Annotated in this window: 13 protein-coding genes; 7 read left to right on the top strand and 6 right to left on the bottom strand. The window is 72.3% G+C overall.

The window, feature by feature from the left end; all coding sequences use genetic code 11:
* The first annotated feature begins 34 nt into the window (after positions 1-34).
* Together EDF55_RS13970 and EDF55_RS13965 are read left to right on the top strand one after the other, a co-directional pair.
* The gene (locus EDF55_RS13970) at positions 35-1,441 is read left to right on the top strand and encodes an MFS transporter (protein ID WP_123655567.1); all 1,407 of its coding nucleotides are present in this window, start codon (positions 35-37) and stop codon (positions 1,439-1,441) included.
* A 132-nt stretch (positions 1,442-1,573) separates the two neighbouring features.
* Entirely contained in the window at positions 1,574-2,350 is a 777-nt protein-coding gene (locus EDF55_RS13965) for an endonuclease/exonuclease/phosphatase family protein (RefSeq protein WP_123655566.1), read from the top strand.
* Positions 2,351-2,502: 152 nt separating this feature from the next.
* Here the strand turns inward: EDF55_RS13965 and EDF55_RS13960 are convergent, their stop codons facing one another.
* From EDF55_RS13960 to EDF55_RS13950, 3 genes are read right to left on the bottom strand one after another with little or no spacing between them, the layout of a single operon-like run.
* Complete coding sequence (locus EDF55_RS13960; protein ID WP_395870376.1) at positions 2,503-3,174, bottom strand: methionine ABC transporter permease; 672 nt, start codon at positions 3,172-3,174, stop codon at positions 2,503-2,505.
* Positions 3,171-4,256: a methionine ABC transporter ATP-binding protein gene (locus EDF55_RS13955; RefSeq protein ID WP_123655565.1), complete on the bottom strand. Its 1,086-nt coding sequence runs from the start codon at positions 4,254-4,256 to the stop codon at positions 3,171-3,173. Before EDF55_RS13955 ends, EDF55_RS13960 begins: the two co-directional genes overlap by 4 nt.
* Positions 4,256-5,206, bottom strand: a complete 951-nt coding sequence (locus tag EDF55_RS13950; RefSeq protein WP_123655564.1) for a MetQ/NlpA family ABC transporter substrate-binding protein — start codon at positions 5,204-5,206, stop codon at positions 4,256-4,258. The genes EDF55_RS13955 and EDF55_RS13950 overlap by 1 nt, the downstream gene beginning before the upstream one ends.
* A 159-nt stretch (positions 5,207-5,365) precedes the next feature.
* Here EDF55_RS13950 and EDF55_RS13945 point away from each other — a divergent pair, with 159 nt between their 5' ends.
* Positions 5,366-5,860, top strand: coding sequence for a 2'-5' RNA ligase family protein (locus EDF55_RS13945; protein ID WP_185017404.1), 495 nt, complete (start codon positions 5,366-5,368; stop codon positions 5,858-5,860).
* Positions 5,861-5,931: 71 nt separating this feature from the next.
* Here EDF55_RS13945 and EDF55_RS13940 read toward each other — a convergent pair whose 3' ends face one another.
* From EDF55_RS13940 to EDF55_RS13930, 3 genes are all read right to left on the bottom strand, one after another.
* The gene (locus tag EDF55_RS13940; RefSeq protein ID WP_123655562.1) at positions 5,932-7,167 is read right to left on the bottom strand and encodes a D-arabinono-1,4-lactone oxidase; all 1,236 of its coding nucleotides are present in this window, start codon (positions 7,165-7,167) and stop codon (positions 5,932-5,934) included.
* 560 nt (positions 7,168-7,727) lie between these two features.
* Positions 7,728-9,266, bottom strand: a complete 1,539-nt coding sequence (locus EDF55_RS13935) for an MDR family MFS transporter (protein WP_123655561.1) — start codon at positions 9,264-9,266, stop codon at positions 7,728-7,730.
* Positions 9,267-9,364: 98 nt separating this feature from the next.
* Complete coding sequence (locus tag EDF55_RS13930) at positions 9,365-9,646, bottom strand: acylphosphatase (protein WP_123655560.1); 282 nt, start codon at positions 9,644-9,646, stop codon at positions 9,365-9,367.
* 147 nt (positions 9,647-9,793) lie between these two features.
* Between EDF55_RS13930 and EDF55_RS13925 the strand changes: the two genes are divergently transcribed.
* The 4 genes from EDF55_RS13925 to nadC are packed head-to-tail and all read left to right on the top strand — an operon-like array spanning position 9,794 to position 14,339.
* Positions 9,794-10,489, top strand: a complete 696-nt coding sequence (locus tag EDF55_RS13925) for an NrtR DNA-binding winged helix domain-containing protein (protein WP_123655559.1) — start codon at positions 9,794-9,796, stop codon at positions 10,487-10,489.
* A gap of 9 nt (positions 10,490-10,498) precedes the next feature.
* Positions 10,499-11,770 carry a quinolinate synthase NadA gene (gene nadA / locus EDF55_RS13920; RefSeq protein ID WP_123655558.1) on the top strand — a complete coding sequence of 424 codons (1,272 nt, stop codon included), beginning with the start codon at positions 10,499-10,501 and terminating at the stop codon, positions 11,768-11,770.
* Positions 11,771-11,772: 2 nt separating this feature from the next.
* A complete protein-coding gene (locus EDF55_RS13915; protein WP_123655557.1) occupies positions 11,773-13,413 on the top strand; it encodes an L-aspartate oxidase in 1,641 nt (546 codons plus the stop codon).
* A complete protein-coding gene (nadC, locus tag EDF55_RS13910) occupies positions 13,410-14,339 on the top strand; it encodes a carboxylating nicotinate-nucleotide diphosphorylase (protein ID WP_123655556.1) in 930 nt (309 codons plus the stop codon). The genes EDF55_RS13915 and nadC overlap by 4 nt, the downstream gene beginning before the upstream one ends.

Raw genomic sequence — 14,339 nt, 5'->3', positions numbered from 1 at the left:
GCCGCGCGCCGCTGGGCATAGCATTTGTGGTGACATGACGACGACGACATCGGCCAGACGACGGACGGGCAGCACGGCGGTGGCCGTGCTCGTGGCGGGCACCTTCTTCATGGAGCTGCTCGACGGCACCATCCTCGCCACCGCGGCCCCGGCGATGGGACGCGACCTCGGCGTCGACTCCGCGGCGATCGGCATCGCGATCACCGCGTACCTCGTGACGCTGGCGGTGTGCATCCCGGTGAGCGGGTGGCTGACCGACCGCATCGGGTCGCGGACGGTGTTCGTCGGCGCGATCGCGGTCTTCACCATCGCGTCCGGGCTCTGCGCCGCGTCGAACGGGCTGGTGGACCTGACGATCTGGCGCATCGTGCAGGGCATCGGCGGCGCCCTGATGGTCCCCGTCGGGCGGCTCGTCGTGCTCCGGAGCGCCGGGAAGGACCAGCTCGTCACCGCGATCGCGATCCTGACCTGGCCGGCGCTCGCCGCGCCGATCATCGCGCCGTTCATCGGCGGCGTCCTCGTCGACACGCTGACCTGGCACTGGATCTTCCTGGTGAACATCCCGCTCGGCGTGATCGCCCTGGTCGCGGCGCTCGTGCTCGTCCCCCAGGAGCGGGCACCGCAGCGCGTGCCGTTCGACTGGCGAGGTTCACTGCTCGCCTGCTTCGGGCTCGGCGCGCTCGTAGTGATGGCATCGCTCCTCGCACTCGACACCGTGCCCGTCCTCGCCGCGGTCGTCGCGGGCGTCGTCGGGGCGGTCTGCACCTGGCTCGCGATCCGGCACTTCCGGCGGGCGCCGCACCCGATCATGGGACTCGACGCGTTCCGCCTCGAGACCTTCCGGGTGTCGCACGCCGGCGGGAGCCTGTTCCGGCTCGCCGTCTCCGCCGTGCCGTTCGTGCTGCCGCTGCTCTTCCAGGACGCCTGGGGCTGGACCGCGCTCGAAGCCGGGTCCGCCGTGCTCTGGGTCTTCGTCGGCAACCTCGGCATCAAGCCCGCGACGACGCCGTTCCTCCGCTGGTTCGGGTACCGCCCCGTCATCATCGTGTCGTCCGCCGTCGCCGCGGCCACGGTCGTCGCGATGGCGTTCCTCACCCCGGCGACGCCGTTCTGGGTCCTCGCCGTGCTGCTCGTCGTCAGCGGTGCCGCGCGCTCGGTCGGCTTCACGGCGTACAACACCATCGCGTTCGCGGACGTCGAACAGGCCGACATGACCCCGGCGAACACCCTGTCCTCGACGCTGCAGCAGACCGCCGCCGGGTTCGGGGTCGCCGTCGCCGCGGTCGTCATCCGCGCAGCCGCCGGGCTCGGAGGATCGGGGCCGTACGCGGTCGCGTTCTGGGTGATCGCGGTGCTGCTCGTCGTCGCCTGTGTCGAGGGCATCGTGATGAGCCGGACCGCCGGCGACACCATCCGTCCGGCGCGGCGGGTCCGAGCGTGAACGTTCGTGTCCCCGTCACGCGCCGGAAATCCGGCAGGCGCTACAGTCTCAGCAACTGCTTGCGGACGCCGAGTACCGTTGCCGCGGCAGACTGAGCGGGACGCAGGGACCCGGCTCCGGAAGGAAGGCAGCATGCCCGTGCCAGACCAACAGGGGACCATCCCGATGGACACCGACGTCCAACCCACCACCATCCGCGTCGTCAGCTACAACCTGCGGGAACACGCCGCGAACGGTGAGCTCGCTGCCCTCGCCGAGGCATCGGACGCCGACGTCCTGTGCGTCCAGGAGTGCGACAGCAACGACCTCGCGCCCGCCGTCGGGGGCCTGACCCTCGCCGCGTCGACCAAGGCGAACCGTCTCGGCCTCGCGATCTACAAGCGCGACGACCGCTTCGAGGTGCAGGACTTCAGCATCCACTCGCTGCAGAAGTCCCTGCACGACCGGGTGCTCGCGCCCGCGCACGAACGCCTCATCGCGATGCACCTGCACGACAAGCAGGCCGCGACCGACGTGATCGTGGCGTCGTTCCACGCCTCACCGCTGACGGCGACGAACTCACTGCGGCGCAAGCAGATCGAGGCGGCGCACCAGTTCGTGCGGGACCTGTCGAGCGAGGCTCCGGCGATCATGGTCGGCGACTTCAACTACCCGTGGTTCCAGACGAACCTGCGCCGGAAGATCGAGTCGCACGGCTTCGCGCTCTCGCTCTCCGACCAGCCGACGTACCTGCGCTACCGCAAGTTCACCGGGCACTTCGACTTCGCGACGAGCGTCGGGCTGCACATCGCCGGCGTGGAGACCCTGCCGGCGGGCATCTCGGACCACCGTCCGATCCTGGTGCGGGCGCACTACGAGGCGCCGGGCGCCGCGGCCGCCGACAGCGTCGCCGCCGACAGCGCGGCCTGACGCGCCCGCGCGCGCGCCGCGCGTCGCGCCTCCGCGCGCGCGCCGCGCGCCGCGCGTCCGCGCGCGCCGGGCGCCCGCGCCCGACGCGCGAGATCGCACTTCGTGTCGCCTCGCTCGAGGGCGGGCGACACGAAGTGCGATCTCGGCAGGGGTCAGCGGCGGAGCGTCGCGCGCGCCAAGCGGTTGCCGATGAACTGCCCGAGCTGCACGATGACGACGATCGCCGCCACCGAGACGTACACGATCCACCAGTCGTAGCGCTGCGACCCGTAGGTGATCGCGTACTCGCCGAGGCCACCGCCACCGACGAGTGCACCTTGCGCGGTCATGTCCACGATGCCGATGAAGATGAACGTGTACCCGAGGATGAGCGGCCCGAGGCCCTCCGGGATGAGCACCGTCAGCAGGATCGAGACCGGGTGCGCTCCCGATGCCCGCGCGGCCTCGACCACGCCGGGGTCCACCGCCAGCAGGTTCTGCTCCACGATGCGGGCGACTGCGAACGCCGCCGCCAGCGAGATCGCGAACGTCACCGCGGGGACGCCGATCGTGGTCTGCACCACCACGCGCGAGAGCGGGGCGATCGCGGCGAGGAAGATCACGAACGGGATCGGGCGGACGATGTTCACGAGCAGGTTGATGACCATGTACGCGGTGCGGCTGCCGAGCAGGTTGCCCGGACGCGTCGCGTACAGCGCCAGGCCGAGCGCCAGACCGATGAGCCCGGCGATGACCAGGGACACCAGCGACATCACGATCGTGTCGCGCACCGAGGACAGGAAGACGTCGAACGTGTCGATCACGCTCTGGAAGGAGTTGTTCACGCGCCTGCCTCCTCGTCGGTCGTGACGCCGCCGGAGCGGAGCGCCGCCACGGCGTCGTCGATGGCGGAACCAGAACCAGAACCAGAACCAGAACCAGCACCAGAACCAGCACCAGCACCGGGCCCGGTCAGCTCGTACGTCAGCGACCCGATCCGGCGCTCCCGGATCTCGCCCACCCCGCCGTACACGAGCTCGGCGGTGACCCCGGCGGACCGGAACACCGCGTCGATGCGGTTCTGCAACCCGGCCTCGTCGGTGATCTGCACGGTGACGAGCCGCCCCGGGTGCCGCTCCCGCAGCCGCGCGAGCGTCTCGGGGGAGGGCCGGTCGTGCAGCGCGGTGCGGACGAAGCGCTTCGTCGCGGCGTTGGCCGGCGTGGAGAACACGTCGTAGACGTCCCCGACCTCGACCACGCGGCCCTGCTCCATGACGGCGACGCGGTCCGCGATCTGCCGGACGGCGTCCATCTCGTGCGTGATGACGATGATCGTCACACCGAGCTCCCGGTTCACGCGGCGGAGGAGCGCGAGCACCTCGGACGTGGTCTCCGGGTCGAGGGCGCTCGTGGCCTCGTCGGCGAGCAGCAGTTCGGGGTTCGAGGCGAGCGCCCGGGCGATGCCGACGCGCTGCTTCTGCCCGCCGGAGAGCTGCTCCGGGTACGCGTACGCCCGGTCGAGCAGTCCGACGAAGTCGAGCAGCTCGGCGACACGGCGGTCCCGCTCTTCCTTCCCGACACCGGCGACCTTGAGCGGGTACGCCACGTTGCCGGCGATGGTGCGGGAGCGGAACAGGTTGAACTGCTGGAAGATCATCCCGATGCGGCGACGCGCCAGACGGCGATCCCGCTCGGGGATCGCCGTCAGCTCCTGGCCCGCGACCGTGACCGTGCCCGAGGTGGGCAGTTCGAGGGCGTTGACCAGGCGGACCAGGGTGGACTTGCCGGCACCGGAGTAGCCGATGACGCCGAGGACCTCACCCTGCTCGACGTCGAGGGACACGTCCTCGACGGCGACCACGGTCTCGCCGGTGTCGGCGCGGCGGTAGCTCTTGGAGACGCCGCGGAGTTCGACGAGGGCAGCCACTACTCCGTTGCCGCCTTCGCGTCCTTCTCGACCGCCGCGAGTTCCTTCTGCAGGGTCGCAGCGCTCTCGTCGCTCGGCACGGCGTCCGGGTAGTCCTTCGCGAAGACCTTCTGCACGGCGTCGTCCTGGAACAGCTTCGCCAGTTCGAGGTAGGTCTTGTTCGTCTTGTCGGCGTCACGCACCGCGAACACGTTCACGTACGGGGCGGCCGATGCGCTCTTCGGGTCGTCCTGGAAGATCGCGTCCTTGGTGTCGAGCCCGGCCGAGGTGGCGTAGTTCACGTTGACGATCGCGCCCTCGACGGAACCCTGCTGCAGCGCGTTCGCGGTCTGCGAGGCGTCGAGCGTCTGCACGTCGACCTTGTGCGAGGTGATGTCGGAGACGGTCGAGAACGCGTTGCCGCCGTCCTTGAGCGTCACCAGGTCAGCGGCCTGCAGGACCAGGAGCGCCCGCGCCTCGTTGATGGCGTCGTTCGGGATCGCGACCTTGGCGCCGTTGCTGAAGTCCGCCACGTCCGAGACCTTGGTGGAGTACAGCGGCAGCGGGTAGACGGCCGTCGCACCGATCGGCTGCAGGTCGTCGTCCGAGGTGACGTTGTAGTTCGCCAGGTACTGGATGTGCTGGAACTGGTTGATGTCGATCTGCTTGTCCTTGAGCGCAGGGTTCGGCAGCGAGTAGTCCGAGAAGTTCTGCAGCTTCACCGTGACGTTGAGCTGCGACTTCGCGAGCTTCACGTACGTGTCCCAGTACGGCAGCGACTTGTCCGAGACACCGATCGTGACCGTCTTCGGCGCGTTGCCCGAGGACGCGGCACTCGAGTCGTCGCCGCCGGAGCGGACGGCGACCGCGACGACGGCGATGATGATGGCGACGACGACGATCGCCGCGGCGACGATCCAGCCGATCGGGCGCTTGCGCTTCGGCTTGTCGGGCAGTGCGGGTGCGGTCATGGGGTGCTCCTCGTGGGGCGGGCCTCGCGGGCCGTGCAGTGGGGGTCACACGCTCGTGGACTGACACGAGTGTGACGGCCAGCGGGGACACGGTCGACTTGCGTTCCGCCGTGTTACACACCGGGACGCGCGCAGCTGCCGCCGGGCAGACTCGGACGGGTGCGCAGCATCGAACTCGTCCTCGACGACCCCTCGGACGCTGCGGTCCGGACGCTCTGGCAGACGCTCGTCGCCGCGGAGCTGCCGAGTCTCGGGCACTCCGGCACGAACGACCCACACGTGACCCTCGCCGCGGGGGAGTCCCTGCCCGTCCCCACCGGCTTCGACACGGCCCTGCCCGCCGAGTTCCGCGTCGCCGGGGTCCTGCTCTTCCCCGCCGGGCCCGGTCGGCACGTGCTCGGCCTCGGCGTGGTCGTCGACGAGCCCCTGGCGCGGTTCCACCAGGCCGTCCACCGCGCGGCTCCCGGCTCGCTCGACCCCGCCGCCCCGGGACGGTGGGCGCCGCACGTCACCCTGGCCCGCCGCATCCGGGACGTCGACCTGCCCGCGGCGCTCCGGGCACTCACGGCGGAGGGACCGCTCCCCGAGGTGCTCACCGTCGGCGGCCTCCGGCACTGGGACGGGCAGGCGAAGGTGGTCACCCACCTGCCGTGAGCGGCGGGGCGGACGTGGGCAGTGCCTCCCGTCCGGTGGTGGGCCGGGATGCACCGGACGGGAGGCTCGGGTCAGGTCCGCAAGGACCGCTCGCCGAAGGCGGACGCGAACGTCCGGTCCGGGTCGGCCCGGGCGACCAGCTCGCGGAACGCGGGGAGGCGCGGGTACAGGGCGGCGACCGCGTCGCCGTCGAGCGAGCTCATCTTGCCCCAGTGCGGGCGGCCACCGAGGGGTGCGAGGCGGGCCTCGAGGTCGGGCAGGAGCGCCGCGACCTCCTCGGGGTGCTTCTTCCACGTGAAGGCGATGCAGAAGACGTCCTCGCCCTGCGACGGGCTGAGCCAGAGGTCGTCGGCAGCCATCGTCCGGAGCTCGGCGACGTGCAGGTGCGGCTGGATGCGGTCGGCGAGCCCGCGGAGGGCGTCGAGCGCTGCCGCGGCGTGGCGGAGCGGGACGAAGTGCTCGCTCTGCACCTCGGAGCCGTGTGAGGGGACGGAGTCGATCGGGAAGTGCGGCAGCCGGTCCCACCACGGGCCCATCGAGCCGTCCCGGGCGGTGCGGGAGGCGTCGCCCGGGGTGCCGGGGAGTCGTGGTGCGCCGAACAGGTCGTCGGGCACGTGTTCGGCGCGGCTCTTCACGAGCACCTCGCCGATCTCGTCGCCGAACCGGGTGTACGAGCAGACGGAGTACCCGGCGGCGTGGATCTCGGCGACGTGGTCGAGGAACGTGCGCCACGGGAACGGGCCGTACGAGTCCTGGCGCATCAGGTAGGTCGGCTGCACCTCGAGCGTGACGCGGGTGACGATGCCGAGCAGGCCGAGGTGCATGACGCTGCCCGGGCCGTCGGGGTCCTCGCGGTGCACGGTGCGGGTCGTGCCGTCGGGGCCGAGGAACTCGAGCGCGCGGACGGCGGTGCTCAGCGAGCCGAGCGTCGTGCCGGAGCCGTGCGTGCCGGTCGCGATCGCGCCGCCGACCGAGATGTGCGGCAGCGAGCCCATGTTGTGCAGGGCGAGGCCGGCCGCGTCGATGTCGGGGGCGACGACGCCGTAGCGGGTGCCGGCGCCGAGCGTCGCGGTGCTCGTGCTGTCTCCGTGCTCGATGGCCAGGTCGGTCGGGATCGCGGTGAGGTCGAGCAGCACGCCGGGGGTGTCCGCGACGTCGTTGAACGAGTGCCGGGTGCCGAGGCCGTGGACGCGTGACTCGCGCGCGACGATCTCGGCGGCCTGCTCGACGGAGGTCGGGCGTTCGACGCGCTCCGCCGTGTACGTCACCGTGCCGGACCAGTTCAGCTCGCTCGTCGTCGACCGCATGCGCCCACGATGCCACGCGCCCCCGTGCGCGCGGCGCGGCCGGCGCGGCCGGCGCGGCCGGCGCGCGCCGCGGCGGGCGGCTGCCGCGCCGCGGCCGGCGCGGCAGCCGCGCCGCGCACCGTGGTGCGGAATGCCTCCGCACAACGGAAACCGCGCCGAACCACGGAAGTCCGTGGTTCGGCGCGGTTTCCGTTATGCGCGCGCCGAGCGCCGCGCGCCGAGCGCCGCGCGCCGCGCGCCGCGCGCCGCGCGCCGAGCGCCGCGGCCGCTGCCGCCGCGCACCGCGCGCCGCGGCCGCCTCGGCGGCGCCGAGGCGGGCGCGCGCCGGCCGCGCACCGCACAACGCACCGCGCACCGCGCACCGCGCACCGCGCACTGCGCACCGCGCACCGCGCATGCGGTGCGTTGTGCGTCCGCACAACGGAAACCACCGCGAACCACGGAAGTCCGTGGTTCGCGGTGGTTTCGGTTGTGCGAGCGCGACACCTCCGAGCGGAGCGCGCGCCGCCGCGCCCCGCCGAGCGGAGCGCGCCGCCGCGCCGCGGCGCGCGCCGACCGCGCTAGTGCGCGGCCGGGGGCGTCGGCGCGCCCTCGGGCGTGACGGGCTTCCGCACGAAGACGGCCGTCAGGATCCCGAACAGGGAGATGATCCCGCCGACGAGGAACGCCGTCTTCACGCCGGACGCCGTCGCCGCGGCGAGCCCGTCCGCGCCGGAGCCCGCCGTGGCCGTCGCGGCGCCGATGGTCAGCAGCGTGACGAACAGTGCGGTGCCGGCAGCGCCGGCGAGCTGCTGCGCCGTACCGAGCACCGCGCTGCCGTGCGAGTAGAGCTTCGGGGGCAGGCCGCCGAGCGCCGCGGTGAACAGCGGCGTGAAGGTCAGCGCCAGGCCGATGCTCAGGACGACGTGTGCGCCGAGGACGAACCACACGCTGGTGTCGGTGCCGACGGTGGACAGCGCCCACATCACGAGGCTGATGATGATCGTGCCCGGGATGAGGAGCACCCGCGGACCACGACGGTCGTAGATCCGGCCGACGATCGGGGAGAGCAGCCCCATCAGCAGACCTCCGGGGAGCAGCAGCAGTCCGACGTTCAGGACGTCGAGCCCGAGGACGCGCTCCAGGTAGATCGGCAGCAGGATCAGCGTGCCGAGCATCACCAGGAAGCTCAGGCCCATCCCCACGATCGGGACGGTGAAGCCCTTCGTCTGGAACGTCCGGAGGTCGAGCAGTGCGCGGTCGCTCCGCTGCAGCCGGGTCTGCCGGAGGATGAACAGCGTCAGCGCGACGGCTCCGACGACCAGGGCCGTGATCGGGACGACCGGGCCGGTGGTGGCGATCTCGCCGATGCTCGACAGGCCGTAGACGACCCCGCCGAACGCGAAGGCCGACAGGACCACGGAGAACACGTCGAGGGGCGCTGTCCGCGGGGTGCCGACGTTCCGGACCTTCACCATGCCGAGGATCAGCGCCGCGATCGCGATCGGCAGCACGAAGCCGAAGAGCCAGCGCCACGAGAACGCGTTGAGGATCAGCCCCGAGATCGTCGGGCCGATGGCGGGCGCGACCGAGATGACGATCGAGATGTTGCCCATCACGCGGCCGCGGTGTGCAGGCTCGATCAGGGTGAGGACCGTCGTCATGAGGAGCGGCATCATGATCGCGGTGCCGCTGGCCTGCACGACACGGCCGACGAGCAGCATCGTGAACCCGGGCGCGAGGAGCGCGATGAGCGTGCCGGCGGAGAACAGGCTCATCGCCCAGACGAACACCGGCCGCGTGTTGAAGCGCTGCAGCAGGAACCCGGTGATCGGGATGACGACGGCCATCGTGAGCAGGAACCCGGTGGTGAGCCACTGCCCGGTCGCGGCGCTGATGTCGAGGTCGTCCATGAGCCGCGGGAGCGCGACGCCCATGATCGTCTCGTTGAGGATCACGACGAAGGCGGAGACCAGCAGCAGGCCGATCACCAGCCGGTCGTCAGCTGCGGACCGCACCGGCTGCGACCCACCGCCCTGCTGGCGCGAGCCCTGCTGGCTCGAGCCCTGCTGCGGGACGGCGCCCGTCCGCGGCGCGGCGTCGGTGGCGTGGTCGGTCATGGAGGCTCCGAACGAGAGGGGAGTGGGCGAGGACGAACGGTGCAGCACCTGAACGAACTCGATTATTCCGCGCCGCACCGACATCGCCGGATGGACGCTCAGTGCAGGATGTCGAACGTCTCCACGTCCCCGTGCGGCACGACCGCCCTGGTCGTCACCTCGGTGACGGTCGCCGTCGGCGGTCCGCTGCGCAGCATCTCGATGAGCGCGTCGACCGCCGGCGAGGGCCCCTCCGCCTCGACCTCGACCGTCCCGTCGAAGAGGTTCCGGGCGTAGCCCGCGAGTTCGAGCCCGTCGGCCTTGCGTGCCGTCCAGTAGCGGAACCCGACCCCCTGGACGGTCCCCGTCACGACGGCGTGCACCCTGGTCACCGTTGTCATGTCGCCACCGTATGCCTGGCGGGTTTCTGGGCGGTCACCGGAGTTTTTCGGTGTGGAGACGGTTTGTTTCGGCAACGTGTCGGCGTCGGTCGGTCCCAGTGATAGAGTCGCCTCAACCCGAACACTTACAGTCAGAAAGACCAGAACATGGCAGACGACATCCGCGTCGCGGTCTCCACCGTGATCGTCGCGCTGCGCCCGCACCCCGACACCGGGGCGCCCGCGCTGTGGATGCCGCTCGTCCGCCGCACGACCGAACCGCACGAGGGATCGTGGGCGCTCCCCGGCGGCTGGGTGCGTCCGGACGAAGGGCTCGAGGACTCCGCGGCGGCGCGCCTCCGCGAGACCACGAACGTGCAGCCGCGGTACCTCGAGCAGCTCTACGCGTTCGGCGACGTCGACCGCTCCCCGACCCGGGTCGTCTCGATCGTGTACTGGGCCCTCGTCCGCCCGGACGAGGCGAGCTCGGTGCCGGAGGACTGGAACGTCCGATGGTTCCTCGCCGACGAGCACCCGCCCCTGGCGTTCGACCACGACCGGATCGCCGAGTACGCGCTCTGGCGGCTCCGCAACAAGATGTCGTACTCCCGGATCGCGCAGGCGTTCCTCGGCGAGCGGTTCACCCTCGCCGAGCTCCGGGCGGTGTACGAAGCCGTCCTCGGCCGCACCCTCGACCCGGCGAACTTCCGCCGGCAGGTCGCGCAGTCCGACGCGGTGATCGCCACCGACGAGACCACGAGCGGGGACCGGCACCGCCCGGCCCGGCTGTACCGCTCGAACCCCGACCTGGCCTACGCGGACAACGGCCCGCTGCAGCAGGGCACGAAACCGCAGAACCGATAGGAACCCCCGGTGTCCATCGCAACCACCATCGAACTCATCTCCAACGGCAAGGCCGACGGCAGCACCTGCACGCCGGACCTCGCGATGCCGACCTGGGACTTCGACGCCCGCCCCGGGTACGGGCCCGGCTCGTCGATGTCCGACGTCATCCCGACCACCGCCCCGCGCCAGGGCGTCCTGCCGGACGAGTACAAGCACGCCCCCGTCGACGAGCTCCACGAGCGCATCGAACGGGCGAAGGCGACCCTCGGGGACCGCGTCGTCGTCCTCGGGCACTTCTACCAGCGCGACGAGGTGGTCCGGCACGCGGACTTCCTCGGCGACTCGTTCCAGCTCGCGAACGCCGCGCTGACGAAGCCCGACGCCGAGGCGATCGTGTTCTGCGGCGTGCACTTCATGGCCGAGACGGCCGACATCCTCGCGCGCGACGACCAGCGCGTGATCCTGCCGAACCTGGCGGCGGGCTGCTCGATGGCGGACATGGCCGACATCGACAGCGTCGAGGCCGCGTGGGCCGAGCTCGAAGCGGTCTACGGCACCGAGCCGGACGCCGACGGCCGCGTGCCGGTCATCCCCGTCACGTACATGAACTCCGCTGCCGACCTCAAGGCCTTCTGCGGCCGCCACGGCGGCATCGTGTGCACCAGCTCGAACGCGGCGACCGTCCTCGAGTGGGCGTTCGAGCGCGGGCAGCGGGTCCTCTTCTTCCCGGACCAGCACCTCGGCCGGAACACCGCGAAGGCGATGGGCATCAGCACGGACCTGATGCCGATGTGGAACCCCCGACTGCCCGGCGGCGGCAACACCGCGGCCGAGCTGCTCGCCGCGAAGGTCGTCCTCTGGCACGGCTTCTGCTCCGTGCACCGTCGCTTCACGGTGGACCAGATCGAGCAGGCCCGCGTGGACCACCCCGGCGTCCAGGTCATCGTCCACCCGGAGTGCCCGATGGCCGTCGTCGACGCCGCGGACGCCGCCGGCAGCACGGACCTGATCCGGAAGACCGTGGCCGCGGCGACCGAGCCGACCACGTTCGCGATCGGCACCGAGATCAACATGGTGAACCGGCTCGCCGCGGAGTACCCGCAGCACACGATCTTCTGCCTCGACCCGGTCGTCTGCCCGTGTTCGACGATGTACCGGATCCACCCCGGCTACCTCGCCTGGGTGCTCGAGGCCCTCGTGAACGGCGAGGTCCTCAACGAGATCGTCGTCCCGGACGACGTCAAGGCCGAAGCCAAGGTCGCGCTCGAGCGGATGCTCGCGGCCCGTCCGAAGGACTGAACGTGCACGTCGTCATCGTCGGCTCCGGCATCGCCGGGCTCACCGCCGCGATCCGCGCGAGCGCCCGCCACGACGTCACCCTGGTGACGAAGGGCGCGCTGGCGGACGCGGCGACGAGCCACGCCCAGGGCGGCATCGCCGTCGCCCTCGGCGCCGACGACACCGCGGCGCTGCACCAGGCCGACACGCACGTCGCGGCGGCCGGCAGCGCGGACGCGCGCGCGGTCGAGGTCCTCTGCACCGACGGCCCGGCCCGCGTCCGCGACCTCCTGGCGCTCGGCGTGCCGTTCGACCGCACCGCCGACCCGGCGACCCTCGACAGGTACGGCGACGACCTCGCCCGTGGGCGTGAGGCGGCGCACGGACGCTGGCGGGTCGTGCACGCGGCCGGCGACGCCACCGGTGCGGCGATCGAGCAGACGCTCATCGCGGCACTGCACCGGCAGCACGTGACGATCCTGGAGCGCACCTGCCTCACAGACCTCGTGCTCCGTGACGGGGCGGTGGTCGGCATCGACGTCCTCGATCTCCTCGGCGAGCCGCGGCGGATCGACGCCGACGCGGTCGTCCTGGCATCCGGGGGCGCCGGGCACCTGTACCGCGAGACGACGAACCCGCTCGTCGCGACGGGCGACGGGGCTGCCGCGGCCTGGCGTGCCGGAGCCGTCCTGGCCGACCTCGAGTTCATGCAGTTCCACCCGACGCGCCTCGCGGTGCCCGGCGGCGGCCTCGTCTCCGAGGCCGTCCGCGGCGAGGGCGCCGTCCTCCGCGACGCCCGCGGTCGCCGCTTCATGACCGCCGTGCACCCGGACGCCGAACTCGCCCCGCGTGACGTCGTCGCCCGGGGCATCGCCGCCGCGATCCGCGACTCCGGGGAGGTCGTCCTCGACGCCACGGCACTCGACCCCGGCTTCCTCGTCGCCCGCTTCCCCGGCCTCACCCGCGCCACCCGTGCCGCCGGCTTCGACTGGAGCCGCGACGGCGTCCCGGTCGCCCCGGCAGCGCACTACTTCATGGGCGGCATCGCCACCGACGCCGAAGGGCGCACGAGCATCCCGGGCCTCGCCGCCATCGGCGAAGCCGCGTGCACCGGTGTGCACGGTGCGAACCGCCTCGCCTCCAACTCCCTCCTCGAGGGACTGGTCTTCGCGGTCCGCGCAGCGGACGCGCTCGGCGCACCGCGACCCGGCCTGCTCCGTCTCCGCGGCACCGCGACGCTCCCCGTCACCACGGTGCCGGGCGTCGTGGGGCCGACCACTGCCTCCCGTCCGACGATCGGTACGGACCGCCGGACGGGAGGCCCGGCTCGCCTCGACGGGTCGGCCGACGTCCGGCAGACGGTCCAGCGGGTGATGACCGAACGCGTCGGCCTGCTCCGCGACGCGGGTGGGCTGGCGACCGCGCGTCGCGAGCTCGACGCGCTGGCCGTCGACGCCCCCGCGACCGTCCGGGCGCACGAGGACCGCGCGCTCCTCGACCTCGCCCGGCTCGTCGCCCGTGCGGCCGAGGCCCGTACCGAGTCCCGCGGCGCACACGCCCGCACCGACCACCCCGACACCGACCCGGACGCCCCCGCGTCGCTCGCGTGGGTCGCCGCACCGGCGACCGCACCCGTTCCCGTCCCCGAGGAAGCACTCGCATGACCATCACCGTGCCCACCACCGTGCCCACCACCCACGTCGGCTCCATCCCGCCGCACGCGCTCCGCCGCGTCATCGAGACCGCGCTCGAGGAGGACGCGCCGTGGGGCGACGTCACCAGCGAGACGCTCATCCCGGCGGACGCGACCGCCACCGCGACGCTGGGCGCCCGTGAGCCCGGTGTCCTCAGCGGCGGCGCGGTCTTCGTGGCCGTGATGCACGCCGTGGACCCCACCATCGAGGCGGTCGTGCACGTCGCCGACGGGGACCCGTTCGCGCCGGGGGACGTCCTCGCGACCGTGACCGGGTCGGCCCGGGCGGTGCTCCGCGCCGAGCGGGTCGCGCTCAACCTCGTCCAGCGGATGTCCGGCATCGCGACCGCGACCGCCCGGTACGTCGCCGCCGTCGCCGGCACCCGCGCGCGCATCGTCGACACCCGGAAGACCACGCCAGGGCTCCGCGCGCTCGAGCGCTACGCCGTGCGGTGCGGCGGCGGGCACAACCACCGGACGTCGCTGTCCGACGCGGTCCTGGCGAAGGACAACCACCTCGCGGTGCTGCTCGCGAGCGGGATCGGCATCGGCGAGGCGATCCGCGGCGCCCGGGAGCGGCTCGGGCACACGGTGCACCTCGAGGTCGAGGTGGACCGCATCGACCAGATCGAGCCGGTCGTCGGCGCCGGGGTCGACACGATCATGCTCGACAACTTCACGCCGGCGATGCTGACCGAGGGCGTGGCGATCGTCGGCGGCCGTGCGCTCGTCGAGGCGTCCGGCGGGGTCTCGCTGGACACCGTCGCCGCGATCGCCGCCACCGGGGTCGACGTCATCTCGGTGGGCGCGCTGACGCACTCGGCGCGTGCCCTCGACCTCGGGCTCGACATCGACATCGACATCGACGTCGCCGTCCCGTCCGCGCCGTCGGCCTGA

Source organism: Curtobacterium sp. ZW137 (genome assembly GCF_003762905.1).
In the GTDB taxonomy this organism is placed as follows: Bacteria; Actinomycetota; Actinomycetes; order Actinomycetales; family Microbacteriaceae; genus Curtobacterium.
This window is presented reverse-complemented; position numbering and strand designations above follow the sequence as displayed.

Coding starts and splice junctions, on each gene's coding strand:
- EDF55_RS13970 (WP_123655567.1), top strand. CDS start 35: ATGACGACGACGACATCGGCCAGACGACGGACGGGCAGCACGGCGGTG.
- EDF55_RS13965 (WP_123655566.1), top strand. CDS start 1,574: ATGCCCGTGCCAGACCAACAGGGGACCATCCCGATGGACACCGACGTC.
- EDF55_RS13950 (WP_123655564.1), bottom strand. CDS start 5,206: ATGACCGCACCCGCACTGCCCGACAAGCCGAAGCGCAAGCGCCCGATC.
- EDF55_RS13940 (WP_123655562.1), bottom strand. CDS start 7,167: ATGCGGTCGACGACGAGCGAGCTGAACTGGTCCGGCACGGTGACGTAC.
- EDF55_RS13935 (WP_123655561.1), bottom strand. CDS start 9,266: ATGACCGACCACGCCACCGACGCCGCGCCGCGGACGGGCGCCGTCCCG.
- EDF55_RS13930 (WP_123655560.1), bottom strand. CDS start 9,646: ATGACAACGGTGACCAGGGTGCACGCCGTCGTGACGGGGACCGTCCAG.
- EDF55_RS13925 (WP_123655559.1), top strand. CDS start 9,794: ATGGCAGACGACATCCGCGTCGCGGTCTCCACCGTGATCGTCGCGCTG.
- nadC (WP_123655556.1), top strand. CDS start 13,410: ATGACCATCACCGTGCCCACCACCGTGCCCACCACCCACGTCGGCTCC.